General features: G+C 40.6%; 23 protein-coding genes, 1 tRNA gene and 2 pseudogenes. 10 read left to right on the forward strand and 16 right to left on the reverse strand.

Annotated features, from left to right (window positions below; all coding sequences use genetic code 11):
* Positions 1 to 51: 51 nt before the first annotated feature.
* Both kam1_RS06735 and kam1_RS06740 read right to left on the reverse strand, forming a co-directional pair.
* Entirely contained in the window at positions 52 to 870 is an 819-nt protein-coding gene (locus kam1_RS06735; RefSeq protein WP_235276687.1) for an SAM hydrolase/SAM-dependent halogenase family protein, read from the reverse strand.
* Between the two features lie 124 nt (positions 871 to 994).
* A complete protein-coding gene (locus tag kam1_RS06740) occupies positions 995 to 2143 on the reverse strand; it encodes a lysylphosphatidylglycerol synthase transmembrane domain-containing protein (protein ID WP_244946005.1) in 1149 nt (382 codons plus the stop codon).
* Positions 2144 to 2301: 158 nt separating this feature from the next.
* On the opposite strand from kam1_RS06740, the gene kam1_RS10700 reads away from it, so the two are divergent.
* From kam1_RS10700 to ppk1, 3 genes and pseudogenes are all read left to right on the forward strand, one after another.
* Complete coding sequence (locus kam1_RS10700; RefSeq protein WP_244946006.1) at positions 2302 to 2586, forward strand: hypothetical protein; 285 nt, start codon at positions 2302 to 2304, stop codon at positions 2584 to 2586.
* A gap of 62 nt (positions 2587 to 2648) precedes the next feature.
* Positions 2649 to 3599: a DNA recombination protein RmuC gene (locus kam1_RS06745; protein ID WP_244946007.1), complete on the forward strand. Its 951-nt coding sequence runs from the start codon at positions 2649 to 2651 to the stop codon at positions 3597 to 3599.
* A gap of 94 nt (positions 3600 to 3693) precedes the next feature.
* A pseudogene (ppk1, locus tag kam1_RS06750) lies at positions 3694 to 5846 on the forward strand (polyphosphate kinase 1).
* 80 nt (positions 5847 to 5926) lie between these two features.
* Here ppk1 and rplQ read toward each other — a convergent pair.
* The 8 genes from rplQ to rpsT all read right to left on the reverse strand — a co-directional run bounded on the left by rplQ (position 5927) and on the right by rpsT (position 10392).
* The gene (rplQ, locus tag kam1_RS06755; RefSeq protein WP_039720618.1) at positions 5927 to 6322 is read right to left on the reverse strand and encodes a 50S ribosomal protein L17; all 396 of its coding nucleotides are present in this window, start codon (positions 6320 to 6322) and stop codon (positions 5927 to 5929) included.
* 38 nt (positions 6323 to 6360) lie between these two features.
* Positions 6361 to 7374: a DNA-directed RNA polymerase subunit alpha gene (locus kam1_RS06760; protein WP_039720617.1), complete on the reverse strand. Its 1014-nt coding sequence runs from the start codon at positions 7372 to 7374 to the stop codon at positions 6361 to 6363.
* Between the two features lie 44 nt (positions 7375 to 7418).
* Positions 7419 to 8027 (reverse strand): 30S ribosomal protein S4, encoded by a 609-nt coding sequence (gene rpsD, locus kam1_RS06765; RefSeq protein WP_039720616.1) that lies wholly within the window; start codon positions 8025 to 8027, stop codon positions 7419 to 7421.
* A 28-nt stretch (positions 8028 to 8055) separates the two neighbouring features.
* Positions 8056 to 8598, reverse strand: a complete 543-nt coding sequence (rpsK, locus tag kam1_RS06770; protein ID WP_052250380.1) for a 30S ribosomal protein S11 — start codon at positions 8596 to 8598, stop codon at positions 8056 to 8058.
* Between the two features lie 58 nt (positions 8599 to 8656).
* A complete protein-coding gene (rpsM, locus tag kam1_RS06775; protein ID WP_009058371.1) occupies positions 8657 to 9052 on the reverse strand; it encodes a 30S ribosomal protein S13 in 396 nt (131 codons plus the stop codon).
* Between the two features lie 21 nt (positions 9053 to 9073).
* Positions 9074 to 9190: a 50S ribosomal protein L36 gene (gene rpmJ, locus kam1_RS06780; protein ID WP_039720615.1), complete on the reverse strand. Its 117-nt coding sequence runs from the start codon at positions 9188 to 9190 to the stop codon at positions 9074 to 9076.
* Positions 9191 to 9268: 78 nt separating this feature from the next.
* Positions 9269 to 10051, reverse strand: coding sequence for a type I methionyl aminopeptidase (map, locus tag kam1_RS06785; protein WP_039720798.1), 783 nt, complete (start codon positions 10049 to 10051; stop codon positions 9269 to 9271).
* Between the two features lie 71 nt (positions 10052 to 10122).
* Positions 10123 to 10392, reverse strand: a complete 270-nt coding sequence (gene rpsT / locus kam1_RS06790) for a 30S ribosomal protein S20 (protein ID WP_039720614.1) — start codon at positions 10390 to 10392, stop codon at positions 10123 to 10125.
* 143 nt (positions 10393 to 10535) lie between these two features.
* Between rpsT and argS the strand changes: the two genes are divergently transcribed.
* The 6 genes from argS to kam1_RS06820 all read left to right on the forward strand — a co-directional run bounded on the left by argS (position 10536) and on the right by kam1_RS06820 (position 17229).
* The gene (argS, locus tag kam1_RS06795) at positions 10536 to 12278 is read left to right on the forward strand and encodes an arginine--tRNA ligase (RefSeq protein ID WP_039720613.1); all 1743 of its coding nucleotides are present in this window, start codon (positions 10536 to 10538) and stop codon (positions 12276 to 12278) included.
* A gap of 175 nt (positions 12279 to 12453) precedes the next feature.
* The gene (locus kam1_RS06800; RefSeq protein ID WP_039720612.1) at positions 12454 to 13545 is read left to right on the forward strand and encodes a PAS domain-containing sensor histidine kinase; all 1092 of its coding nucleotides are present in this window, start codon (positions 12454 to 12456) and stop codon (positions 13543 to 13545) included.
* Between the two features lie 7 nt (positions 13546 to 13552).
* Positions 13553 to 14251 carry a response regulator transcription factor gene (locus kam1_RS06805; protein ID WP_039720611.1) on the forward strand — a complete coding sequence of 233 codons (699 nt, stop codon included), beginning with the start codon at positions 13553 to 13555 and terminating at the stop codon, positions 14249 to 14251.
* Positions 14252 to 14323: 72 nt separating this feature from the next.
* On the forward strand, positions 14324 to 15850 hold the full coding sequence (locus tag kam1_RS06810) for a hypothetical protein (protein WP_143958332.1): 1527 nt from the start codon (positions 14324 to 14326) through the stop codon (positions 15848 to 15850).
* An 86-nt stretch (positions 15851 to 15936) separates the two neighbouring features.
* A tRNA-Glu gene (locus tag kam1_RS06815) sits at positions 15937 to 16008 on the forward strand.
* 18 nt (positions 16009 to 16026) lie between these two features.
* On the forward strand, positions 16027 to 17229 hold the full coding sequence (locus kam1_RS06820; RefSeq protein WP_039720797.1) for a DUF763 domain-containing protein: 1203 nt from the start codon (positions 16027 to 16029) through the stop codon (positions 17227 to 17229).
* Here the strand turns inward: kam1_RS06820 and kam1_RS06825 are convergent.
* The 4 genes from kam1_RS06825 to kam1_RS06840 form a co-directional block, all read right to left on the reverse strand.
* Positions 17222 to 18502 carry a putative Na+/H+ antiporter gene (locus tag kam1_RS06825; RefSeq protein WP_235276749.1) on the reverse strand — a complete coding sequence of 427 codons (1281 nt, stop codon included), beginning with the start codon at positions 18500 to 18502 and terminating at the stop codon, positions 17222 to 17224. The two genes, kam1_RS06820 and kam1_RS06825, sit on opposite strands and share 8 nt — an antisense overlap.
* 355 nt (positions 18503 to 18857) lie before the next feature.
* Positions 18858 to 20246, reverse strand: coding sequence for an adenosylmethionine--8-amino-7-oxononanoate transaminase (gene bioA / locus kam1_RS06830; protein ID WP_039720609.1), 1389 nt, complete (start codon positions 20244 to 20246; stop codon positions 18858 to 18860).
* Positions 20247 to 20264: 18 nt separating this feature from the next.
* Positions 20265 to 21440, reverse strand: coding sequence for an aminotransferase class I/II-fold pyridoxal phosphate-dependent enzyme (locus tag kam1_RS06835; protein WP_052250378.1), 1176 nt, complete (start codon positions 21438 to 21440; stop codon positions 20265 to 20267).
* Positions 21437 to 22663 (reverse strand): amidohydrolase family protein, encoded by a 1227-nt coding sequence (locus kam1_RS06840; protein ID WP_039720608.1) that lies wholly within the window; start codon positions 22661 to 22663, stop codon positions 21437 to 21439. Before kam1_RS06840 ends, kam1_RS06835 begins: the two co-directional genes overlap by 4 nt.
* 236 nt (positions 22664 to 22899) lie before the next feature.
* Between kam1_RS06840 and kam1_RS10705 the strand changes: the two are divergent.
* Positions 22900 to 23176: pseudogene (locus kam1_RS10705) on the forward strand (hypothetical protein).
* A gap of 359 nt (positions 23177 to 23535) precedes the next feature.
* Here kam1_RS10705 and kam1_RS06855 read toward each other — a convergent pair.
* The gene (locus kam1_RS06855) at positions 23536 to 24195 is read right to left on the reverse strand and encodes a phosphatase PAP2 family protein (RefSeq protein WP_039720605.1); all 660 of its coding nucleotides are present in this window, start codon (positions 24193 to 24195) and stop codon (positions 23536 to 23538) included.
* Positions 24196 to 24215: 20 nt separating this feature from the next.
* Positions 24216 to 26402, reverse strand: coding sequence for a heavy metal translocating P-type ATPase (locus kam1_RS06860; RefSeq protein ID WP_039720604.1), 2187 nt, complete (start codon positions 26400 to 26402; stop codon positions 24216 to 24218).
* Positions 26403 to 26452 lie beyond the last annotated feature (50 nt).

The following is a 26452-nucleotide window of genomic DNA, read 5'->3' on the forward strand; positions in this document are numbered from 1 at the left end:
TCTAAACTTTATATATATACACTATTTATTTAATTCTTCGTTCATACATAGCTATGGGTGAAGTAACAGGGAGTTACCGGATTGCGCTTTGAGCAATTTCGCCGCTGATCCCTGACTTGATGAAATCTCTAAGTAGCCGCTGCTATTATATAATACGCCAACTTTTCCCAAAGGCAACTCACTATAGGTTTTTACACAGGGAGCTGCAAGCGTTATTTTCCCAATCTGCACTCGAACCAAATTCCCTTCTTTGATCCAGGAAGCCATTCCCATAGGGATATTGGTAATAATGTTACCAAAATGATCAATATAAAGGACCTGTCCGGAAACACTCTGTCCAATCGTCGACGGAGGAGAGAAATTCAACAAATGAAGATTTTCTTTTGGCATTCTAGAACCTGTATTCTGAGGTTTTCCCCCCTGACTTAGATAGGCCGCCACCGGACCAAAAATATCCCTTCCATGAAATGTATGACTTGGTTCTTCCCTTTTCCATATTTCTTTTTTATCCAGAGTCCATACTTCCGCTACCCCCTCTCTCTCTATGACAAGACTAAAAATCCCATTATCAGGACCGATATAAAACTTATGGGCTTTGGTTTCTAGGAGAATGCCCTTACGCTCCGTTCCTACTCCTGGATCCACTACGGCCACAAAAATAGAACCTGCAGGAAATTCCAAGGCTGATTGATCAATAAGAAAAGCCGCTTCGGTAAGATTATAAGGTTCAATTTCATGATTGAGATCAATGACCCGAGCAAAAGGATCTATAGAGTAAATCACTCCTTTTAGTTGTGCTACATAATGATCTTTAGAACCAAAGTCGGTAATAAGTCCTATAATCGGCCTTGAATCAAAAGCATGCTCCATATGAGACTTTTTGTTGCAGCCCGAATATACAATCATTATTCCAGTCAAAAAAAGCAAAAGAAAGCCTTTAGAAAGGAGAGATTTTAAAAATAAGGCTTTTTTCTCCATGTCAATCCCATTTTTTTTATTTGGTAGGAAGAGAAACGCTGTTGTTTTTATTTTTTTTCCAAGCCAAGAAAAATACTCCTCCAATTAAGCTCCAGAGTATTCCAACGCTGAAAGATAGTAATGAAAAACCCAAAGCAAGTTCTGGGCTGATGCCATAAGAACCAAGCAATAGCACTACTGCTCCTTCTCTTACGCCTAGACCCGAGATGCTGATCGGAAGGAATACGATAAGGGTGATCTCAACCATCACCACCGCTAGAAGCCATAGAGGCAAGTGCATATGAAGGGAGGCAGCTACAAAAACAAACATTAGAATGGCCGATAGATGCACTCCTATAGAAAGAATACAAGCGGCCAAGATTCGACCATAGCAATCCTTAAAGGCATCTAAAACATGGAGAATATCCTTAAGGACCTGTTCTAGCCTTTTCCATTTTTCCAGATATCTTTGCGATAACTGGATGCCAAATTTCAGAAGCATAGGAAGGGTAGCTAAAAATAAAAGAGTTAAAAGAGTGAGACCTAAAAGAAAAAGAACCGCTTTTTGAAGCAAAGGTTGATCATTGAGTTGTCTATAAAACAATAGCCCAAAGAGAGATCCCAAGACAAGAAGCATCACCCCTTCAATCAGTCTATCAAAAAGGATGGAAACAGACACTGCCGTTTTGTTCCTCGGGAAAAGCTCCATAGCATAATAGATCCTCACAAAATCCCCGCTGGTTCCCCCTGGTAAGGCAGCGTTGAAAAATTTTCCAATCATTGCTAGTTCAAAGGCTGTCCAACCCTTAATAGGAATGTTCAAAGCATAAAGCAGGATTTTCCAGCGCAGAGAAGAAAGAATAGTTTGTAAGGCACAAAATATGAAGGCAAAACTAAGCAGTATAAGATCGATCGATTGGCAATAAGCAAAAAATTTCTGCCAGTTGAGCTTTGAACCTAAATAAAAAAGAAGAGAAAAAGAAATGAGGGTTTTGAGTACAATCCCCCAAAAATTTTTACTTTCCTTTTTTCTCTCAATTGGCTTTTGTTGAAGATCACTGAAGTCGACTGCAGCTGCATGCAAAGATTCTTTTTCAGGGTTTATCGATTTTTTTTTCAACTCGCACTCCAATTGTTCTTCTCTAGCTTCTAATAAGAGCCTTCTATCATTACGATCGCTTTTCAAAAGAAAAAAGCATAGATGACTTTTGCCTCCCTTTCTAACTTTTTCTACCTCTCTCTGTTGGGTCCACCTCTATGGTGTTTTAAAACATTATTCTATAGGAAGAAAACTATTTACTTATCGCTCAAAAAAAGGACTGTATTGAAAGAAAAAAAATTAAAATGAACAGCTTTTTCATCGTAGGCATTCTTGTTGGAGTGGGAATCGGGTTTCTTTTAGCGGTGCTGCTACTAAGACCCAGATACATTTTGCTTCAAAAAGATCTAGAAAGATATAAGAATGAAAACGAAAATTTGATTAAATTACAGGCTCAAAATAAAGAGTTAGAGCTACAAATAGCCACTCTTGAAGCTCAAAAGCAGGCTGAACAAGAAAAATTCTCTGGGTCACAGCGGCTCAAGACACTCTCAAAACTATGTTTCAATCCCTCGCATTGCAGGTTTTAGAATCGAATTCCAAAAATATTCTGGAGCAGGCTACTTATCAATTTCATTCCCTCTTTGAGAGCATGAAAGCGGACTGGAATCTAAAAAAACAAGAATTCAAAGAAATAGTCTTACCGATTGAAAAAAGCCTGGAAGCCTTGGATCAACAGATAAAAACCTTGGAAAGCAAAAGGGAAGGAGCTTATAGCTCACTGAGCGCTCATTTAACCCATCTATCCGTGGCTTACAAAGAACTCCATGAATCAGCAATAAAACTGGAACAATCTTTAAAATCTCCTCTTGTAAGAGGATCATGGGGAGAATATCAACTCCAGCGTCTTGTAGAAATGGCCGGAATGAAAGAACACGTCTCCTATATTCCACAGCCTCCGGATGCAGACAAAAGAGCTGATATGATCATCTATATCCCTGGGAATAGAAAGATATATGTGGATGCAAAAACGCCGATGGGAGCCTATCTTGAGGCTATGACAGCGGATAACGAAACCACAAGAAAAATAAAATTAAAGGAGCATCTGGCAGCGGTCAAGGAAAGAATCAGAGACTTAGGGAAAAAAGACTATGGTCAGAATCAAACCGATGCATTTGAATATGTCATCATGTTCTTACCAAATGAAGGGCTTCTATCTGTTTCTTTTGAAGCAGATCCAGAAATATTTCAATATGCCCTAGAAAGAAAAGTCCTTCTTGCTTCACCGATCAATTTTCTTGCCTTGCTCAAAGCAATTGCTCTTGGCTGGCAACAACAACAAATGACTGAAGAGGTCGAAAAAATTGCCCATGAAATCAAAGAGCTTTACAGTTCTTTTGTAGAGCTCATGGAACTATTAAACAGACTCCGCAAAGCATTGGGAAGCTCGATGGAGGCTTTCAACAAAATTGCAACCCTCTGCCAGGGAAAAATCATTCCTTCGACAAAAAAAATTAAAACGAGTGGAGCATTTTCCGAAGAGGTGGGTGATGTCCCTGAAATCGAATCCACTCTTAAGGACATACCGCCCCAGTCGTCCTAGAGTCATGAATGAAAAAAATGCCTTTTTGCTTTAAGAATTGTAGACAGTTTCTTGAAAGAAACAAACTTCAGAGTAGAGTTAAAAAACAAAAGGGATGCTAGCAACTTTTAATAAGCCTGAATATTTTATTAACCGAGAGCTAAGCTGGCTTGAATTCAATGCGAGAGTTTTGGAAGAAGCTGCCGATCCAAAACAGCCTTTGCTTGAAAGACTTCGGTTCCTTTGTATCTTTAGCTCCAATTTAGATGAATTTTTGAAATTCGAGTCGCAGGAATCAAACAGCAAATAGAAAACGGAAGTGAAGAACAGAGTGCTGATGGGTTGACTCCCCTTCAGGTTTTCGAAGGAATCGAAAAAAGGACACATGAACTCGTTGAAAAACAATACAAAATTTGGAACGAGGAGATTAAGCCAGCTTTAAAAAAGAATGGGATCTTTTTATGCACCCACAATGAATTGACAGAATCAGAGCTAGAATGGTGTAAAACCTATTTTGATAAAGAAATTTTTCCCGTTCTGACTCCTCTGGCAGTTGATTCGAGTCATCCTTTCCCTCAATTAGTCAACAAATGCCTTAATCTGATCTTGACTTTGAAACGGCCTAATGCCTCTCATATGCACAATTTTGGCATTGTTCAAATTCCAAGGATTTTGCCACGCCTCATCACATTGCCTGGGAGTAATTCTAAATCGGGTTTTAGATTTATTCTTTTAAGTGATCTGGTCATAAACTTTCTAGACACGCTTTTCCCTGGAGACGAAATTCAAGATGTCAATTCCTTCAGAATTACTCGGAACAGTGAGCTTTATATCGATGAAGAAGAAGCAGAGAACCTCTTACAAACCGTTGAAGAGGAGTTAAAAAAGAGGAACAGAGGCAACGCTGTCAGGCTAGAAATAGAAGCCACATGTCCAAGAGAACTAGAAGAAATTCTGTTGAAAGCACTTCATCTTGATCATCGAGATTCCTATCGCAATCCTGATCCTTTGAACTTCCTTCATCTTTTACCTATCTGTAACCATGAAGCATTTCCACACCTAAGAGATAGGCCATGGACCCCTGTTATCCCTTTAGAACTAAGTGGAAAACCTGATCTTTTTGAAGTGATTCGCAAAACTGATGTGCTTCTCCACCATCCGTATGAAAGCTTTGGAATCATTGTCGATTTTTTACAGAAAGCAGCCATTGATCCTTCCGTCCTTGGAATAAGAATGACTCTCTATCGAACCAGTGGAGATTCTCCGATCGTTCATGCTCTTATTCGAGCAGCCCAAAATGGCAAACAAGTCACGGCTTTGGTCGAAATTAAAGCCAGATTCGACGAAGAAAACAATATCCAATGGGCCAGGCGTATGGAAGAAGCTGGAGTACATGTTCTTTATGGTATTGTTGGATTGAAAACTCATTGTAAAATGCTTGAAATCATCCGGAGAGATCCAGATCAAATTAGGTTGTACGTTCACCTCGCTACAGGCAATTATCATCCAAGCACGGCAAGGTTGTACACTGATCTGAGCCTTTTAACCACCAATGAGGAGATAACGAAAGAAGTAGCGACTCTTTTCAACATATTGACCGGGCTTTCTCGATTTCATGGCATCGAAAAACTTATCGTTTCTCCATTTAATATGGCCAGCAGACTAAAGGAGATGATCCAAAGAGAAATTAACAATGCCAAAGAAGGGAAAAAAGCTAGAATCATTGCAAAACTGAATGCCCTTGTTGATGAAGATATCATTCAACATCTTTATGCTGCTTCTTCTGCTGGTGTTAAAATTGATCTTATAGTCAGGGGCATTTGCTGTTTAAGACCAGGGATTCCACAAGTCAGTGAAAATATTAGAGTCATTAGCATTGTAGGTAGGTTCTTGGAACATAGTCGGATCTTCTATTTTGAGAATGGCGGCAATCCTGAATATTATTCAGGGAGTGCGGATTGGATGCAAAGAAACTTTTATAGGAGAATCGAAGTTATTTTTCCTATAGAAAATCCCAAATTAAAAGAAAAGGTGCACGAAATTTTAGAGGCTTATCTAGCGGATAACGTCAAAGCCAGAGAACTTTTACCTAATGGTATTTATAGACGAATCAAACCAGAAAAAGAGCCTTTTCAGGCTCAACTCTACTTTAGAGAAAAAGCAAGAAAAGAACAACTAATCCAATCGAAAGGAAGGGAAGGAACGGAAATTCCCATCAAAGCTGTTCAACCACTGGCTATAGAAAACCAAAACCAAAATCTTCTCTAGCGATTCTTCTCATTTTTTAATTGGATAGAGTGGCTTTTCTAAAGAAAGAACCAGCGGCAAAAGATCCTTGGTTTAGGCAATTAGGTTTTTTCGGGAGTCTTTTGGCTCGTTTCCACCACTTGACCTTCTGTCCATTCAATCAATGCCATTTCCGAAGCATCCGATAGTCTATTGCCTAGTTTCAAAATTCGTGTATAGCCGCCATTTCTGTTTTGCATCTGAGAAGCAATATCATTAAAAAGAATCCGAGCAGCTTTCTTATCATGGATTCTACTGACGACGAGTCGCCTAGCATGGAGTGTTCCCTTTTTTGCAAGGCTAACCAATTTTTCGGCAAATGGACGCAACGCTTTAGCCTTGGCTAAAGTCGTTTTTATTCTTTTATGCTCAATAAGCTCTACGGCCAGATTAGCAAGTAACGCGGCCCTATGCTGAGAATCCCTACCTAATTTCTGTGTTCTTTTCTGATGTCGCATCTCATGCCTCCTCTACCATACCCAGAGAAAGTCCCTGTTTACTCCCTGTATGTTTTCTCCTCTGGTTGTTCTAAGATACTCGGATCGAATTTCATTCCTAGGGAAAGACCAAGCGCGGCAAGCTTTTCTTTAATCTCATTCAAGGATTTCTTCCCAAAATTTCTATATTTCAGCATTTCCGCTTCCGTCTTCATAGCCAGCTGACCAACCGTAGTAATATTGGCGTTGTTCAAGCAATTAGCTGCTCTGACTGAAAGTTCTATTTCATTGACGCTCATATTAAGAATCTTTCGAAGCCTATTTTCTTCTTCTTTAACGGGTGGTTTTGGTTTTTCAAATTCCACCGGCTCTTTCCCGAATTGAACAAAAACATCAAGATGATGTTGGAGAATAGCGGCTGCTTGGACAATTGCCTCATCAGGCCCTATTCTACCATCGGTCCATATTTCAAAAATGAGTCTATCGTAATCGGTCCTCTGTCCAACCCGAGTATTTTCCACCTCATATTTCACATGTCGTACTGGAGAAAAAAGACAATCGATAGGAATGACCCCAATGGATTGGTCGGGTTTCTTGTTGTATTCGCCTAATAGGAAACCTCTTCCAACCTTCACTTCTAGTTCCATCATTAAATGCTTTTTTTGGTCAAGCGTACAAATGAGCTGTTCTGGATTGACGATTTCCACCCCTGGGTCAACTTGAATATCTGCGGCAGTTACTGGGCCTTCTTTCAGGACATCGATGCGGAAAGTCCGAGTCTCTCTATCTGGCATTTTAATCAAGACTTTCTTCAGATTAAGAACGATGTCTATCACATCTTCGACGACCCCAGGAATAGAGGTAAATTCGTGCATAACCCCATCGATTTTCACCGAGGCAATGGCCGCTCCCTCTAAAGATGACAAGAGGATACGGCGCAACGAATTACCTAAGGTATGACCATATCCCGACTCAAAGGGTTCAATGATATAACGACCAAAGGTCGCATTCGATACCGTTTCATCTTTGACGATGGAACGGGGCATCTCAAATCTTCCTAAACGTATAGCCATAACACCCTACCACTCCTTCTATAAAGGATTTTGCATCCCAATGTTCATTTTGAATACAACTCCACAACCAGTTGCTCGTTGACGATAGGTTGTATTTCTTCCCTGGTTGGAAGCCGATTCACCGTCCCCTTTAGATTATCTGCTTCTAGGGAGAGCCAATCGGGAATCCTTATACCTTTCATGGCTTCAAGATTGCGTAAGGCCAACTTTCTCGATTGAGGCTTAGGGCAAATTTCAATAACATCCCCCGGTTTAGTTCTATAACTTGGTATATTCACCTTCTTGCCGTTGACATATATGTGACCATGGTTTACTAGTTGCCTAGCTTCCATTCTACTGGTTGCAAAACAAAGTCTATAGACGACGTTGTCTAACCTTTGCTCAAGAAGCTGAAAGAGCACTTCTCCTGTTACTCCTTTCTTTTTATGAGCAATTTGGAAATACCTTCGAAATTGCTTTTCCATGATCCCATACATAAACCTCAACTTTTGCTTCTCCGCCAAGGCTACCGCATAATCCGATTTCTTCTTTGTAGCCCGCTGTCCATGAACTCCTGGTGGATAAGGCTTCCGTTCTAAAGCCTTACTTGGGCCAAACAAAGCTACATTAAACCGTCTAGAAATCTTCGCTTTTGGACCAATATATTTTGCCATGATTTTGTTTCTCCCCCCTTTTCTTTACTTAGACGCGACGCGGCTTCTTTGGTCGACACCCATTATGAGGTATTGGAGTCACATCTAAGATTGAGGTGACTTCCAATCCCACCGCTTGCAAGGCCCTGATCGCCGATTCTCTTCCGGTTCCAGGCCCTTTGACTTTTACAATGACCTCTCTCATTCCATGTCCCATAGCTTGCCTAGCAGCATCCTGTGCAACCAGCTGTGCCACATACGCCGTGGATTTTTTAGTCCCGCGAAACCCACACTTGCCGGCACTGGACCACGCCACCGTTTTCCCACTCATATCGGTGATCGTCACAATAGTATTATTAAAGGTCGCCAAAATGTTCACTATTCCATTATAAATCGCCTTGCTTGCGCGAACTTTAGGTATCTTTATCTTTTCTTGCTCTTGTTCCAATGGCGTCGACAATAAATCTTCCCCCTGGTTTTCTTTCTTTTTTATGTTCTGAGCTTTTCCTGCCAACTCTGTAGTTGGCGCCATCTGAGAATTGCCTTCCTCTTTTTTTACTTTCTGCTTTTTTTCTTGATTACCATCTGCCATTGTATCCTCCCTTTCCACACAATCACTAACTCTCCATGAAACTTAAAACAGAACTCCCTTAAACCTTCCCCTTCTTAGCCTCTTTTCTTCTGACCACACCGATGGTTTTTCTAGGTCCTTTTCTTGTCCTAGCATTCGTAGAAGTTCTCTGTCCTCTTACAGGAAGCCCACGGATATGCCTTAATCCTCTATAACAACGGATGGACTGCAATCTTTTTATATTTTGTTGAACCTCTCGTCTGAGATCCCCTTCGATGACAAAACCATTTTCTTCGATTACCTGTATAATCCGATTAATCTGCTGGTTTGTCAGGTCCTTCGCTCTCATCTGAGGATTGAGTTCGGCCTGTTCACAAATGAGCTTTGCCCTCGATCTGCCAATGCCATAGATAACAGGCAATGCAGCAATCAAAGGCTTGTTACCTGGTATTTCTACACCTAAAATTCGAGCCATTCTATCCTTTCAATTTAAAAATTAACCCTGTCTTTGTTTCAAGCGAGGATTCTTTTTATTTATAATATAAATTCTTCCTTTTCTTCGAACGACTTGACAATTGGCTGTCCGTCTTTTTACTGAAGCTCTTACTTTCATTGCTTCTCCTAGTGTTAATTAAAAAAGCAGAAGGTTTTTCAATAATCAAAAAAGAAAAAAAATCAAGATTTTTTTATCCTAAAAAGCGGTATGATACGCTAACTCTACATTATCTTCGGTTAAAGTCAAAATTTCCGGGCCATTCTTGGTAATCAAAACGGTATGCTCAAAATGAGCTGATCTTTGCCCATCTTCCGTAACAGCGGTCCAACCATCTGGCATCATGAGCACTTTTCCAGATCCTTTGTTAACCATTGGTTCGATGGCTATGATCATTCCTGCTTTTAACTTGGGTCCTTGACCTGGTTTTCCAAAATTCGGAACGTGAGGTTTTTCATGGAGTTTTCGACCTACTCCATGGCCTACAAACTCCTTAACTACTTGATAGCCTTGCTCAAGAACATACCTTTCAATTGCCGAAGAAATATCCCCAATTCTATTCCCTTCTTGCGCCTGTGCGATGCCAAGCATAAGGGCTTTGTTGGTCACTTCAATTAACCGTAAATCCTCTACATCAACCGTTCCGACAGGATAAGTCTTGGCTGTATCCCCTATCCACCCATCAAGAATAATACCTACATCTAACTTTACAAGGTCTCCATACTGGATTTTTCTCTTGCCTCCAATCCCATGGACCACTTCTTCATTGATCGATATACAGATATTTCCAGGAAAGCCTCTATAACCTAAAAACGCACTCTTTGCTCCATAGGATGCGATAAGATGGGCCGCATACTTATCCACTTCCTCCGTAGTGATCCCTGGAGCAAGAATAGGCCTTATTTTTTCTATTATTTCTGTGACGACTCTGCAGCTACGCCGCATCGCCTCAATTTCTTTGCCTCTTTTAATGGGTATCACTGGAACAGTAAAAGGTGAAAAAATTAGAAAAATCAAATTAAATATAATATAAACATAGCAGAGTTAGCGATTCAAACAGAACTAATTTTCTCAATTTTTTTCAATAATCGTTTCTTCTTTCGATTCGCAGTATTGGCTACAAGCTTCTTTCTTTTAACCAATCGATCCAGTAAGGATTGAATGGTGGGGAAAAAAGACAGAGCTTCCTCTTTCTTTTTGGCATCAATCAATGCCTTGAGTTGTTTTAACTGCTCTTTTAATTCTTTCTTCGCTCTTAGATTAAAAATGCGCTTTCTTTCGCTTTTCCGTTGGTTCTTTTCAGCCGATTTTGTATTAGGCATAAGAAAAAGTAATTTCAGAACATTTGATGGAATGTCAAGTAAAAGAAAAATAATTTTAAAAACTTCTCTTCCTCACTATCTTCTTTTGGATCCTCCGAAGATGGGATAAAAAAAAATTTGTAAGAGCTCAGCTAAAAAGAACTATGAAAATTCCTCAAGATTGGATTTTTGAAAAACTAAAAGCAGCCCTTTCTGAAAAATTTGGTCAAACCGACCATATTCCAATAGTCGAACCCTGTTCCAATCCTTCCTTTGGAGATTATCAAACCAATATCGCATTTCTAATGGCCAGTCAACTCAAAGAAAATCCAAGGAAATTAGCCGAAGAGTTTGCGAGGATCATTGGAGAAAACTCCGTAACTTTTTATCCTGAAGTCGGAGGCAATGGATTCATTAATTTTAAAGTAAAACCAAAGGCTTACCTGAATGCTTTCCTTGCAATCCGTTCCGACCCTCGACTTGGCATTGAACAGACTAAAGAGCCACAGACAATCGTGATCGATTTTTCAAGCCCAAATATCGCAAAAGAATTACATGTAGGCCATCTTCGCAGCACGATTCTTGGAGATGTCTTAAGAAGACTCAATCTTTTTTTAGGCCATCGTGTCATTGCGGACAATCATCTTGGAGATTGGGGAACACAGTTTGGAATGGTGCTTTTAGGATACAAAAAATACGGCAATCCGCTTGATTTAGCCGAAAAACCCTTGGAGTATCTGGAAGGACTCTATGTGAGAATCCAAAAAGAAGCAAAAGAATCTGAAAGCATTAAGGAAGAAGCAAAAAGAGAATTACAAAAATTACAGTCTGGTGACAGCGAAAACTTAAAACTTTGGGATGTCTTTGTCCATGCTTCCCTAAAAGAATTAGACAAAATTTATCAAAAGCTTAATGTAAAATTCGATTATTCCCTTGGAGAAAGCGTGTATAATCCTATGCTTCCAGGGGTTGTCGAAGCACTTCTTCAAAAAGGGATTGCTCGATACAGCGAAGGGGCCGTTTGTGTGTTTTTCAACAAAGACTTCCCAGAATTAGTTGATAAGCCCATGCTCATCCAAAAAACTGATGGCGCCTATCTGTATGCCACAACGGATATTGCTACCCTTCTTTTCCGTTTGAGTAACTGGCAAGCCCATAAAATCATATATGTCACTGACTCAAGACAAAAACTGCACTTCCAGCAACTTTTTGCCCTTGCTCGACTACTCGGCATCAATATTCAGCTCGAACACGTTTATTTCGGATCGATCCTTGGAGAAGACAAAAAACCTCTCAAAACTAGGGAAGGAACATCAATAAAGCTAAGGGAGCTTTTAGAGGAAGCGGTCAATCGAGCCTACCAGATTATAGATGAAAAAAGAAAGGATTTGTCTGAGGATAAAAAAAGAGAGATAGCCAATGCTGTCGGAATAGGGGCTTTGAAATACGCCGATCTTTCTCAAAATCGAATCCTCGATTATATTTTTAGCTGGGAAAAACTCCTTTCTCTTGAAGGGAATACCGCACCTTATCTTCTAAACGCCCATGTTCGAATTTGCTCTATTTTAAAAAAAGCTGCTTCCTCTAGTTGTGGTTCTACCCTAGGTTTTACCTCTTTAAAATTCGAAACCGACACCCTCCACCCTCAAGAAATAGAACTGATGAAAGCGGTTTTAAGCTTCAAATATTCCTTATTCCTTGCAGCCAAAGAAAATAGCCCGCACCATCTTTGTAACTATCTCTATCACCTGGCAAAAGTCTTTCACAAATTCTATGAACAATGCCCTGTCTTAGGTGCATCGACGGAATCCTCAAAGCAGCTACGCCTAGCCTTTTGCGACTTTACGCAACGCACCCTTTCTTTAGGACTAGAGCTTTTAGGCATCGAGCCTTTGAAAGAAATGTAATAGATTGGACAGACAAGCTTGCCAGTAAGAAGAAGGAATGCCAGAAAGATTAGAACTCCAGAGAAAAAATCAATTTCTATAATTTTTTTTATGGAATAATCATTTTATATTCATACAATTATTGCCTATATTGTATAAGGTTATTATTTAGAACGAAAATATTGTCTCTATTACGATGGATAACGGATGGCTCGATGAAGAGAAAAGATGTACTTTTACTATTTCTCAATGTCTTCAAGGAGAAGTAGAACCTTCTTACTGTAGTATCGCTCAATGGATTTTTAATGTTATCCATAATATTGCCGAAGGGTTACTTGTTTTAGATAGTGAAGGGAACATTAAGCTTTCCAATAAGGCCGCTGAAGAGCTTTTCGGCTATTATAGAATGGAACTTTTTCGCAAACCCTTCGTCGAACTCCTTGCCCCTCCCTATCGCCAGAAGTGGATCCGAACCTTTTTAGCTAAAAAGAAAAAAAAACCAATCAACCAATATGAACTTTTAGGTCAAAAGAAAGACAAAACAACTTTTTTCATGGAGATCTCGGTGAGCGAAGTCTTCTTAAAGGAAGGAAAAGTTTTAAGCGTTCTTGTAAGGGATATTAGAGAAAGAAAAGCTCTAGAAAAGGCAGCCTTAGAAGCTAGCGAACACGAAAGACAAAGAATAGGCCAAGACATTCATGATAGTCTCTGCCAGTTATTGATTGGTATTGAGTTTAAAGCTCAGTTTTTATCCCAAGAACTTCGAGAAAAGTCAGCCGTAGGTCATGAGCTAGCCTCTGAAATCGCCAAGTTAGCTAGAGAAGCAGCAACTTCAGCTCGGGACATAGCTAAAGGACTAGCGCCACTGGCGATGTCTACCTCCGATCTGATTGCTTCCTTAATGGACTTGGCTCAAAATACGGGGAAAAACACCCCCATCACCTGTCAGTTTCATTTGATTGGAGAACCTGTTGTTCCCAACCCTTCTTTTGCTATCCAACTTTATCGAATCGCCCAAGAAGCTGTTAATAACGTGATCAAACACTCCGGGGCCTCGCACGTCGACATCACTTTTGGGGAGACATCCGGAACGGTTTTTCTTCAAGTGGAAGACAATGGCATTGGGATGAAAATGAAAGAGGGGATAAATAAAGGGTTAGGTTTCCGGTCGATGCTCTATCGTGCGGGAATGATCGGTGCTAATTTGAGTATCGATTCTCTGCCTGGAAAAGGGACAAAAATCATTTGCAGTTTGCCTTCTTTCCAAAATACTAAAACCAATGGGTAAGAATAATATGATGAAGGAACGATCTACCGAAACCAAAAAAAGAGGGGTGCTCATCGTTGACGATCATGCCGTACTCCGAGAGGGTTTAGCGCATATTATTGGAACAGATCCATCCCTCTATGTATGCGGAATGGCTGAAAATGCGCAAAAGGGATTTGAACTTGTCGAAAAGTTAAAACCAGATATTGTTCTAGTTGATATTTCCTTACCAGGCAAAAGCGGTCTGGAGCTTGTCAAAGACATTCATGCTATTTACCCTGAAATTCCGATTCTGGTGCTCTCCATGCATGAAGAATCACTGTTTGCTGAAAGGCTGTTAAGAGCAGGTGCTAGAGGCTACTTAATGAAATCGGAAGGGGGTGAAAAACTACTGCAAGCTATCAACAGGATTCTAGAGGGCAACATTTTTGTTAGTGATGAAATTTCTTCCAGGATCCTAGAAGGCTTTACAGGGAAAAAAAGCTCACCTTTCAAGGCTAGCCCTTTAGGAAAATTGAGCGATAGGGAACTGGAAGTCTTTCAATTGATCGGCAAAGGACTTAGCTCCAGACAGATTGCCGAACAGCTGCATTTAAGTATCAAAACTGTCGAGGCTTATAGAGCTAGTATCAAACAAAAATTAAAACTACAGAGTGGCACTGAGCTGGTTCATTATGCCATCTCATGGCATCAAACAAATATTTCTTCTGGGCAAACAGATTTTTAACTGTTTTTTTTGCACATTTTTTTCTTTTTTAAGAAACCAAATGAATGCTTTTGTGCGTAAAACTTTTGCTGCATGAATTCCTCTTACCTCCACCACTCCAGTATTCTTCCTCCCTCTCTTTTTGATTCCTCAGCATTACAATCCTTTAGTTTCTTTTTAATCCTTCTGGGTTTCTCTTTATGTTGGGGAATATTTATAAATTTTTTTCTTCTTTTCCCCAAAATTTTGAAGATTCTCCAACCTTGTTCTCAGAGAAACTACCAGCCACTAAGAAAAAAGCTTTACTTTCTGGTATTTTTTTCTTTTGTTTGTCTTTCAGCAGGTTATGTATTTAAGCTGATTGTTCATCCCTCTCCTTTAATTGGACTAGGGATTTTCTATTTCCTTATAGCCTTTTTCTTGCACAGCCTCCTACAGGCTAACCAATCGAGCCCTCCTCCATTCATTGGATTGGCCAGTGGGGTTTTCCTGCTCATCGGCGAAGTTTTCTATCTTAGAGAAGTGAAATCCTTCTCCACTTTCGGTTTTTTGACCTGTCTGGAAATAATTTGTTTAGAAATACTTTCTGGTAGTTCTCTGATTTTTCTTTTGAACGTGGTCCCCCTTGTGGAAGGACAAGGTATCAGAAGGGTGTTGAGTTTTTCCCTTGCTAGGCTAGGTAGCCTTCTGGATATTCCTATGGCGCTATTTTTTTTAAGCCTGCTTTGGCTCTCCTTTGAAAGCTCCCTCTATACCACCAGTCCTTTTTTCCTTATTACTCCATGGTTTTGCATCCTTTGTAGTCTTTTGCTTTTATTCCGCATCTATCATCAACTTTTGGCAGAGCCGCGGTTTACCGGGATACTCATGAGATCTTTAGGGCCAAATCATTTCCAGTTTTCCTTTAGAAAACTCCCATTGCCAAGCAGCATAAAAATAACCTCCTTTTCTCTTCCTAGCTATGTTTTAGAATGCTGGACTTGCTGGATTCTTCTGCTATTGATAGCCTTCCGAGGCACTTCTCTTTTTTCTTCTGCCCTGCTGCCTTTCCAAGAGCATTTTGTCGGTAAAACCGGCATCTTTTCCTTCTCTTTCCATCCCCTTTCTCCTGCTCCCTTTAAACTACAACTTTCTAGTGTTGAAAATAATTCGCTGTCTTCTATACAAAGCCTCGTTCTTATCCTCAATGATCGCTCCAGTCCGTTTCATGTCATTGCTCCTTCCTTGAAAAAGGAAAAGGAAGGGGCTTATTACTTTTCAGCAAAAAATTTTTCTCATCCAGGAAATTGGCAAATAAAGATCTTAACTAAGACAAAAGATGCCAGAGCTTTCCACACGGAAGGATCTTTTGAAATCCATATTCCTTCAGGATGGAATCCTAACCCTTTTCCCCTACGTCCTTTTGTTGTTTTTATGCTTTTAGTGATCTCCTTTACCATCCTTTTACTCTTTATTTCCCTCTATCGGTTTAGTGTCTCCTTCGCTACGGAAACGAAAATCTTGGCCAATGACACCAATGGAGCTGAAATATTCGTTAACTATTTTGGCCCTAATGTCCGTTCTAAACTTGCCACTTTCTGTTCTGCCTTGATCCTTCTTGGAATAGCCTTCTTGTTTTAAGCTTGATTTTTTTTATGATCCAAGTAGCTTCTTTATTTTTCTTGCACCAATATGTTATGTCTGCTTTGCTAAATCTATAACTGGTTGACCCCATGGTGTAGTGGTCAGCACTCCACCCTTTCACGGTGGCAGCACGGGTTCGAATCCCGTTGGGGTCGATTGTGGTGCTGCTTTTCATGAAAAGAAAAACGGCCTATCTTCCTTTACACTATGGGAAAGCCCCTAGTTATCTTTTTGAAAGGATGGTACGTCTGGCTGGGGCTATGACCCAGTTGATTGTCGAAGAGTATGGCCCTGATGAAATGCTCCGAAGGCTTTCTGACCCTTGGTGGTTTCAAGCGTTCGGATGTGTTCTAGGTTTTGATTGGCATTCTTCGGGACTGACTACGGTCTGCTGTGGTGCCTTAAAGGAAGCACAAAAGAGATATGGGGATATCGGTATCTTCGTGGCTGGTGGCAAAGGCGGAGAATCGAGAAAGACCCCAGAGGAAATCGCCAGGATTGCCGATCGCTTAGCAATTAATGCTGCAGAAAGTCTCATGCGTACCTCTAGGCTTGTCGCAAAAGTAGATTCTGCAGCCCTTCAAGATGGATTTGCGCTCTATCATCACTGTTTTTTTTTCACCGCTTCTGGTTCCTGGTGTGTCATCCAACAAGGCATGAACGAAACGACGCGCTACGCACGTCGATACCATTGGCTTGGAGAAAGCACTAAAAACTTTGTCTGTAACCCTCATGCAGCAATTGATGATTTATCTGAAGAGATGGAAGGTCACCTTTTGCAATCTGAAATCGACAAAAATAGGCAACCCCCCGCTAAAAGCATTCTTCTTAATATGATTGCTGGAGAAGCCGAGCAATCAAGACAAACTTGTAGTGAATTAGCTAGAGAAAATCCTCAAAAAACCTTCAATTTAATTTCTGAAATTCTTTGTGGCCCCACCCTTTTTGCCCCTGCCCGACATACTATTAGCAGCACTGATATCCGTTTAATAAACCTTAAAGCTCTTCATAAAGCTATCCTTTCAGCTTACGAAAGAGATCCAAAAGACTTCCAATCGCTTCTTGAAACCCCACAGGTTGGTCCAGCTACAATTCGGAGTCTTGCCCTTGTAGCAGAACTATTGTTTGGAGTCCCGATCTGCAGAAAGGATCCAATTGAAGACTTTCCAAAGCAGGTCAATGGTCGGCGTTGGGCCGATTATGCATTTGCTCATGGAGGCAAAGATGGGATCCCCTATCCTATTGATCGAGTTTCTTATGACCGGAACATTGGGATTCTAGAAGAAACGATAAGAAAAGCTAAATTAGGATATATAGAAAAAAAAGATGCCTTAAAAAGACTTGCTCGTATTGCCCAATCCTCCCTATCTACTTAAAGATCCATTCTTTAAGAATAAAAAGAATACCTACCAATATCGTTGGGACTAATGCCATTATAAAAAGCTTAGTGGAAGCAATACCCTCAGGAAAAAATTTTCTAAGAAGGGACAATCCTACTAAGTTTGGAGCATTCGCTATAATCGTTAAGCCACCAGCAGATAAAGCACCCCCAATAATAGCTCTTTTTTTCATTTCGTCTAATTCTGGCACAATTAATGTAGCTAAGTAGGATATAAGAGCATTATCATTAAAAGAACTCAGCGCAACAGAAACTACGTAGAGAGGCAAAAAAGACATGTGGCTTAATAGCCGATTGATCCACCAAGACTGAAGATTCCCAAAGACTTCAAGAGAGGCCAAAAAGAATCCCACTAAAAAGGCTTTTTGCAGAGGGATTTCTCCTTGATAAGGTTTTGTGGCGTCCACAAAAGACAGAAAAAAAACGAGGATTCCAAATAAAAGTAAAAAATAGTCTTTTATAATGACCGTAGAAACAAGGAACCCAATATTGCCAATAACTATCCAAATAGGAATTTTTTCTCTCAGAGATTCAGCTTGCCCAGTTTCAGCCAAAAGACTTAGTCTTTCCTTTTCTAACCTTTTAAATTCCTCCTGGAACACAAAATAATACAAGAGATTGGCAAGGACTATGCCACAGGCAAAGACAAACCCAAAATGTACAAGCATATAGAAGCTATCCCATTGCCATTTTTGAGAAACCAGCACAACCGGTGGAGCTGCATAATTCGTAAGAGTCCCTCCAATTGAAACATTGAAAAATAGGAGTCCTATCGTCCCATAAGCTAAAGACTGTTTTGGGTTTAAACAGAAAAACTTTTCTGCTAGCAATAGTGCACTGATTGTTATTGCCGAAGCTTCCGTGATGAAAGACCCAAAAATAGGGCCGAGTGTTAAGATCAAAAACCACCAACTGGTTACGCTGTCTTTTGTTATTCGAACCAAAAATCCTATAAGCCTCTGCGATATATAGAGAATTGGTTGAGCCGAAGAGATAGTCATTAAAACGGCAACAAATAAAGCTTCGGTATATTCCGTTTTCAATTTTAACTTATCAAAGGTTGCGTTCCAACCGAACCGATACAAAGAGACCATTAAAAGCGGCAAGAGCCATAATCCAAAAATGATTTCAACCTCACCTAGATAACGTACGAGTACCCCAAAGAAATAGAGCCAATGGCTCCTAGCCCTTTTCCCACCACTTCTCTGCCATGCATAATCGATCAACGTTTCTCCTTTGCGAAATAGCACAGGAGAAACCAACGTATGAAAAACGGCTAGAAAAAAAATCCAGTCGCTAAATAATCAAAAGGATCTAAAACCATACTTAAAAATAAAAAAAATTATCCCCATTTTTTTCAATGGGAATTGATCCAATCAAAACAGGCACAAAAAAGCAGCACACCTGCTTGTTGCCTATCCAATAGATTATTATTACAGCAGTCCCATAGGGATTATCAAATCTATCCGACAGTCTTAGACCTCTTTAAACCTGTCTGAACAGGTAGTCAGCTGACATTCAGCTTTGCCAAGGAGCAAGGTTTCTGCGGCGTCTGACAGGCCCAAAGCTTTTTTGCTACCTCCAATAGCAGTAGAAAACATTCCTTTATTTACCCACCGGTAGGATATCATTGAGAGCTTTATATAAGGCCCATACCATCCCTTCAATGTCCTCCAATGACGAACAATAGGGCGGAACAAGAATAAGAACATCTTTGATAGGTCGAGTGACAAGACCATAGGCTTTTGCCTGTTCGCTGACAGCCCATCCTATATCAAGATTAGAATCGATAAGCCCGTTTTTATTTTTGAGGATTTCTACAGCTAACACCGCTCCTTCTACCCTCACATCTCCCACTAAAGGATGCTGCCAAAAAATAGTAGAAGAAGATTTCAATTGGCTAGAAATCGCCTTGATCCATCGGAGCGTGTTTTCTTCTTCGAAAATTTTTAAATTTTCCAAAGCCGAAGCACAAGCTAGTGGATTAGCCGTATAACTATGTCCATGAAGAAAAGCTTCCTCATAGCCTCCTTTGAAGTCATCAAAGATCTCTTCCCTAATAAGGGTTGCGGCTATGGGCAAGGTACCTCCCGACAAGCCTTTAGCCAAACAGATAAAGTCGGCATACACACCTTCTTTGTGTGATGCGATCAATTGGCCTGTCCTGCCCATGCCACTGAAAACTTCATCGACGATAAAAAAAGCACCAGCTTCCTTAGTTAACTTAAAGGCTTCTTTTAAATAACCTTCAGGATGCATCCACATTCCTGATGCTCCTTGAATTTTGGGTTCTATGATCATCGCTGCCAGTCTCTTTTTGTTTTTTTCGATTGCTTTTTTCAGTGCCTCAAGGCATTCCCAAGAACATATTTTCGATTCTCTTGCATCGCTTCCTCTACTGCTTTTAGCCCTATTCCATCGGCAGTGGAAACAGGATGGGGCAGGCAGGCTTTCCGACTCAAAAAGCAACTCTTTAAATCGGCTCTGAAATGGGATAGAAGAAACACTCATGGCGCCTACTGTATCTCCATGATAACTGCCTTCTAAACAAAGAAATAAAGTCCTTTCCTTTTCCTTTCTTTGTTTCAAAGCCTGCCAAGCTATTTTAATTGCTGTTTCTACAGCGGTAGAACCATTATCAGAAAAAAAAACTCTGTATTTGTTTGCGCTACCTTGAGAAATAAGCAAAGAAAGTTTTTTTCCTAGATTAACCGCCCACTGATGAGTATTCCCTAAAAAGGAAACATGATCGATTTTTTCTAGACATGCTAATATCGCTTTAATAATACGCGGATGACGATGCCCATGGGTGGTAGTCCAGATTGAGGAATTGCCATCCCAAAACCTATTATTCTTCTTATCAAAAAGATAACAACCCTCAGCCTTGTCTATAACAAGAGGTACATAGGGTGGATCGAACCATTTATTATAGGGAGTAAACGGATGCCAAAGGAATTGTTTATCAGCCGCAATAATCGAATTAACTTCAGACATAAAAGCTTATAGATGTTATTACTCCAAACATTTTTTCAGAGCGCCTTTCAAATAGTCGATTTGTTCGGTAGAATGGAGTGCTGTCAGCGAGATTCTTAATCTTGCTGTCCCTTTAGGAACTGTGGGATAACGAATAGGAGGAAGATAAATCCCTATTTTTTCTAGCTCTTGGGATACTTGGATGGCTTTAGCTTCCTCTCCAATTAGTATGGGAATAAGGGGAGAAAAGAAAAGACGGCTATTAGGGCTTTCTTCCAAAAAATAAGCAACGTTGTCTTTTAGTTTCTTTCTTAGCTCTGTGCCACTTTCCGATTTAATGATATGGAGGGCAGAGCAAGCCGCTGCAATGGATGAAGGACTAAGAGCAGTAGAAAAAATAAACGATCTGCCTTTGTTGATTACCCAATCTATAAGCAGAGCTGACGAGGCGATATAGCCTCCCTGAGATCCTAACGCTTTAGAAAAAGTCCCCATGAAGACATCTACCTTATCCATTACCTGCAGGCAACTGGCTAGACCATTGCCCTCCTCCCCTACTATGCCTTCAGCATGGGCATCATCTAATAAAAGCAACCCTTCATACCTCTCTTTGAGTTCAATCATCTCTGCCAGTGGGGCTACATCCCCATCCATAGAAAAAATAGATTCACTAATTATCAATATCTTTTCGTAGCTTGCCGTATATCTATCCAAGATCTGTTTTAAGTTTTGGACATCATTATGCCCAAATACCCTAATTGTAGCCTGACTTAATCTGGCTCCATCCCATAATGAAGCATGGCAGTGCTTATCCATTAAAATCAAATCCGATTTGCCGACTAAAGCTGGTATAGTCCCAATGGCTGCACTATATCCCGTTGGAAAAATCAGGGCCTTTTCTTTCCCTTTCCATTGTGCCAATGCTTTTTCAAAAGGAGAAAAAAGGGGATTGTTTCCTGATATCAACCGAGAAGCCGAACAACTGGCTCCATATTCCTGGATTGCCTGCTGCGCCTTCTCCTTGACTAGTGGATGTTGGGAAAGCCCAAGATAATCATTTGATGAAAAATTTATGATCTGTTTTCCTTCATATTCAGCCCGCATCCCTTCTATCGGCCGAAAATCCTTTAGTCTTCGCAAGAGGTTTTTATTTTTAAGCTCATCAAGCCCCTTTGCTAACTTCTGAATGAATTTTTTTTCTCCTTCAACAATCATAAAGCTTCTACAGAATGAACAATCTTTCCATTGATAATAACAATCGAAGGCTCTTTTTGTTCATAAAGGAGCGCTTCCAATAGATCAGAAGAAGAAGAAGAATTAAAAGGGATAGCCACTAGATCCGCATAGGCACCGACAGCAATTTCTCCTAGTTTGCCTTGCAGTCCCAAAGCCTTAGCAGGATTCACTGTCACCATCTTCCACCAATCCTCTATGGATATTTCTGGGCAAGCTTGTCGAGCCTTCTGTATTTCTTTTCTCATATCTAAAGAGTCGTTGGAGGCCAGGCTGTCGGTTCCCAAAACGACATTGACTCCTCTAGATAAAAGCTGCCTTAAAGGAAAAGGATCATGACCAAAAAAGGCATGCGATTTAGGGCAATAAACAACATTCCAAGAATTTTTTTTAAACCAATCCCAATCAGTCTCGTCTAGATAATTAAGATGGACTAAAAAGGCATTTTTAGTTAACAGCTCATTTTCAGCAAGAAAACGGAGTGGGGTGGATTTTTTAAACCTTGCACTCCTTGGCTCTACCCGAGAGATAAAATCAAACAACCCTCCTTTTTTTTGCGTGAACATCTCATATTCTTCATAAGATTCTGCCACATGAGTCATTAATAATCCATTTTCTTGAAGGCACCACCTCTTTGATAACGCGTATAATTCAGGGCTTGCCGTATAGGGAGAATGAGGAGATAGTCCGATAGCTGTCGAAGAAGCTCGGTTGCTAAAAAAAAGAAGAGAGCCAGCTAATTTTTCATCCGTCCAAGAAGAGCAGTTGACATCGATAAGTTCAAGAAAACTAAAGACCCGTAATGGATAAGGGGATTCAAAAAGAAAAACTTCTGGTATGGATACGACATCAAGGACACAGGTAGTGGCTGACTTCAAAAGTAAATCGATACCCATGCTATGGGCTTTGAGATAGTCAATTGCCGATAATGTTTTCTTAAATTGAATAATAGTCTGCAGCCAATCCACAAAAGATCCTTTGGAAGCTGACAATTTATCCTTCAAAAGCGTGTATTCTAAATGACAGTGTGAATTGATAAACCCAGGAAAAATTATGGAATTGCCTAATTCAAGGACTTTTTCTCCTTCGAGCGCTTCCAAAGAAGTCGCCACCTCGACTATTTTATTTCCTCTGATTCGAATTGCTCCAGGAGATAATATCAACCCCGGTTTACATACAACATGGGAAGCTTTGAGAAGAAACATTCAGTTTGAATTCTATTTGAAGGAAAATAAAAATAAAGGCAAAATTGTATGAATAAGACTCCTCACACACATCCAAAGATAAAAAGACTTTTCCCTTATATTTTTTTCCTTCAAATAGCTCCTCTCAAAAAGTGTTGAGCTAAACTCTAGTTTTGCAAATAGTGTTTATTGACTACCTGGAGAGTCCTATTAGAACGGACAAAGCGGCAAAGCTGCTGAGGGGGGGATCAGTCAAGATGCTGCATCGATGGGAGTGCGAAGGTTGGTTCGTTCCGGTGGCGCGGAAGGACAGCCACCGACGCCTGTATACCGAAACACAAATCGATGAATTTATCGGCTTGCGAAATGCGGTATCCGAGCCGACACGAGCATTTTGCCAAGGTCAATGGCTGCGAATGGATGGTGCTCAATCAGGAACGGTTGTCAGCCAAACAGGAAATGGTGCAAGAGCGGATGACAATCCTACCTTGCTTTTCTTTTAGGTTGGATGGGTTAAGAAACTACAGAGATTAGCTAAGCGAGGCGCTGAGGAAGGAGGCAACCCATGAAATACAGAATTGCATCGGATTATCCGTTGGAGAGCGATTGGCTGTCTGCCAAGGAATTCAAACAACATGACAAGAGCGATAGCGCAGCCATAGCGATTGCCATCCAGGGGGTAGACTTGTCAGATACGAATGCGTCAGCAAGACGGGTCTGGGCAGGAAGAAAATTGTGCGCACGATTGTGTATGTTTTTGGCAGTCTAATATATATGTCTTTAGCTATAGGCTCAGATAGACCTAAAAGAAGAAAAGAACAATCCCTTGGAAACAAGAGGATTGTTAGCCAATCAGTGCCGCGTGACCTTCAAAGAAAAATAAAAGAACATCTTTAAGAAAGCTCTTTTTTCCTTTCCTTTTTAATGAAAGGAAGATTAAGGGGTAAAGTAGGATATTGGGCGTAGAGTTTTGGAAAACATATTGGAGCATATTTCTTCCAAAGCCAATGCAAGCAATAAAGGAATGTGTAGGAATAAATTATGGAGATAATCCAACCAGCACAAATATCTGAAGGATAATGCACTCCCATGTATATTCTTGAGTAGCTTACCATGAAAACCCATAACCAGAACCAAATAGCTGGCAATCCATATACGGCTGTAGCCATGACCGCAGCAGCTGTATTATTGGCTGCATGTCCAGAAGGAAAAGACCTTCCCCTTGCCCGCTCTCCTGTCCTAGAAGGATTGGAATAGTAGATATGATTAGATTTTTCCACAACTCTAACATTGGGAAGCACCTGAAAAGGTCTTGGTCTATGGACCATTTCTTTGATTGAATCAATAATTAACCGATCACCAACTAGAACAGAAAAAAGCACTAAAATAACAAACAACCGTTCTCTAAATTTTCCAAAATAAAGGAGGGAAATTCCAAGCAACCATAAAGGCAAACGAAAATTCCCCAAATCAGAAATAAACGGCATCAACTGATCCAGCCATGGCGTATGCGCTCCATTGATCCAATAAAAGACATAAAGATCCAGCGACATCGACGAAAAGACAGATAAATTTATCGTTTATAAAGCCTCAAAGCATTCCCAATAACAAAAAGATCAGATAATCCCATAGCGGCCGCGCAAATCGAAGGAGACATTTTTCCCATCACCGCAAGAGGAATAGCTAAGGTATTATACAAGAATGCCCAAAAAAGATTTTCTTTTATTGTTTTAAGGGTTTTATCACTGATTTCTAATAGGACTGGAATAATCTCTATATCCGCATTCAGCAAGACAATATCAGCGGACTCCTTAGCAATATCACTGGCATTCAAAACGGCAATTCCCAAATCTGCTTGAGCTAAAGCGGGAGCATCATTTATCCCATCTCCAATAAAAGCAATCGATTTACCCTTTTCCTGAAGCCGCTTAACGACAGCGGCCTTCTCTTCAGGACGGACTTCAGCGATTATGTTTTCAGGGGGAATGCCTATTTCTGTTCCCAATTTCATGGCAATTTCCTTTTTATCTCCAGAAAGGATGTATACGGTATAGCCTCTAGCTAAGAGTTTTGCAATGACCGTTTTAGCATAAGGTTTAATAGGAGCATACACAGGATAAAAAGCCAACAGTTTCTCGTCCATAGATAATCCAATTCCAACAGCACTATTGACTTGTTGCTCCCAACCACTGACACCTAGGCTTTTTAGCCATGAAACAGAACCCAACCTTACTATTCGATCTCCATAAATCGCTTGAATGCCCGCTCCTGGCTTTTCTTGCCACTGCATCAAAGGAACAGGTTGAGCACTTTTACACTTTTCTGCCAATGCACGACTTATCGGATGGAGACTTGATTTGCAAAGGGAATAAGCAAGCGCATCTGCAAAGGAAGGATCTTGAAAGAAATAAGTTGGATCGTCTATACTTAATACAGGTTCAGTTAACGTTCCAGTTTTGTCGAAAATAACATCTTTAATTTTTCCACATTTTTCTAGGGCAGATCCGTCCCTGATCAGTACCCCTAAAGAAGCCAGTCGATTTGATGCCACCATAATTGCCGCAGGTGTCGCAAGCCCCATAGCGCAGGGACAGGCTACTACGAGAACAGAAGCCGCTCTAATTAGTGCCGTTTCCCATTTGGTCTTTCCTGACATTCCCCATCCCAAAGCTGTCACAATGGCTATAGCTATAACCACAATCACAAAAATACTGCTTATCTTGTCCACAAAATTCTGAATGGAAGCCCGACTTTCTTGAGCTTTCAAAACAACTTCAGCAATATGGGCAAGAACCGTTTTTTCTCCTGAAGAAGTCACGCGGATCACAAGCCGAGCATTAAGGTTAAGGGTTCCTGCAAATACTTTTTTACCAGGAGTCTTATCAACTGGTCTACTTTCTCCTGTTAGCATGCTTTCATCTACAATGCCTTCTCCATCAATTACCTCTCCATCCACCGGGATCCGTTCACCCGGTTTCAAAACTACTCTTTGACCGACAGAAAGGGTTTCAACTGGTACTTTTTTTTCTACATTATTGTCCAACAAAAGATTTGCATAAGGAGGGGCCAGCTCCAAAAGCTTCTTAAGAGTTCTATTGGCTTTACTTGAGACCCTTGCCTCCAGCCAATGTCCGGCACTTACCAGAGTGATAATGGCTGCCGCTTCATCAAAGTAGTAATGTTCTATAATTCCAGGAAAGAGGAGACCCAAAGTGCTTAAAAGAAAAGCTGAAGAACTGCCCAGAGAAACAAGGGTGTCCATGTCCAATCTGCCACTACGAATCTGACGATAGGCTCCTATATAAAAGGAAGAGCCACTGATTATTTGAACAGGTAGCGCTAGCAAAAACAGATAAAGGCCAAAGAAGAAATTCCAATGCACATACAATGTCGTCATCCACGAAGAGGGTACCGAAAGGCTAAAGAGGAAGTTCCCTAACCAGGAAGGAGGGGATCGTACGGTAAATTGGCTTATATAAAGGATAGTTGTCAGAGAGATACCCAACAAAAGAGATCGGGTCCAACGCCTGGAAGCCTCCTCTTCATCTTCTTCTTCCATCAACTTTGCCTCATAGCCAGCACTCTTAACCGCCTCCAGGAGCTGTGTCGGCTGACAGCCTTCTTCAGCATTTACTACCGCCCGAGATGTTTCCAGATCCACATGAGCCGACACTACCTTGGGAACTTGTGTGAGTGCGTTTCGAACATGCCTCACACAATTACTACATGTCATACCTTCGATTCGTAACTTTATTTTCATTTGAAAAATATATGCACAAGGCTTAACTGTTCCTAAAAAAATTCCCTTTT

Origin of the sequence: Methylacidiphilum kamchatkense Kam1 (assembly GCF_007475525.1) — a bacterium.
GTDB lineage: Bacteria > Verrucomicrobiota > Verrucomicrobiia > Methylacidiphilales > Methylacidiphilaceae > Methylacidiphilum > Methylacidiphilum kamchatkense.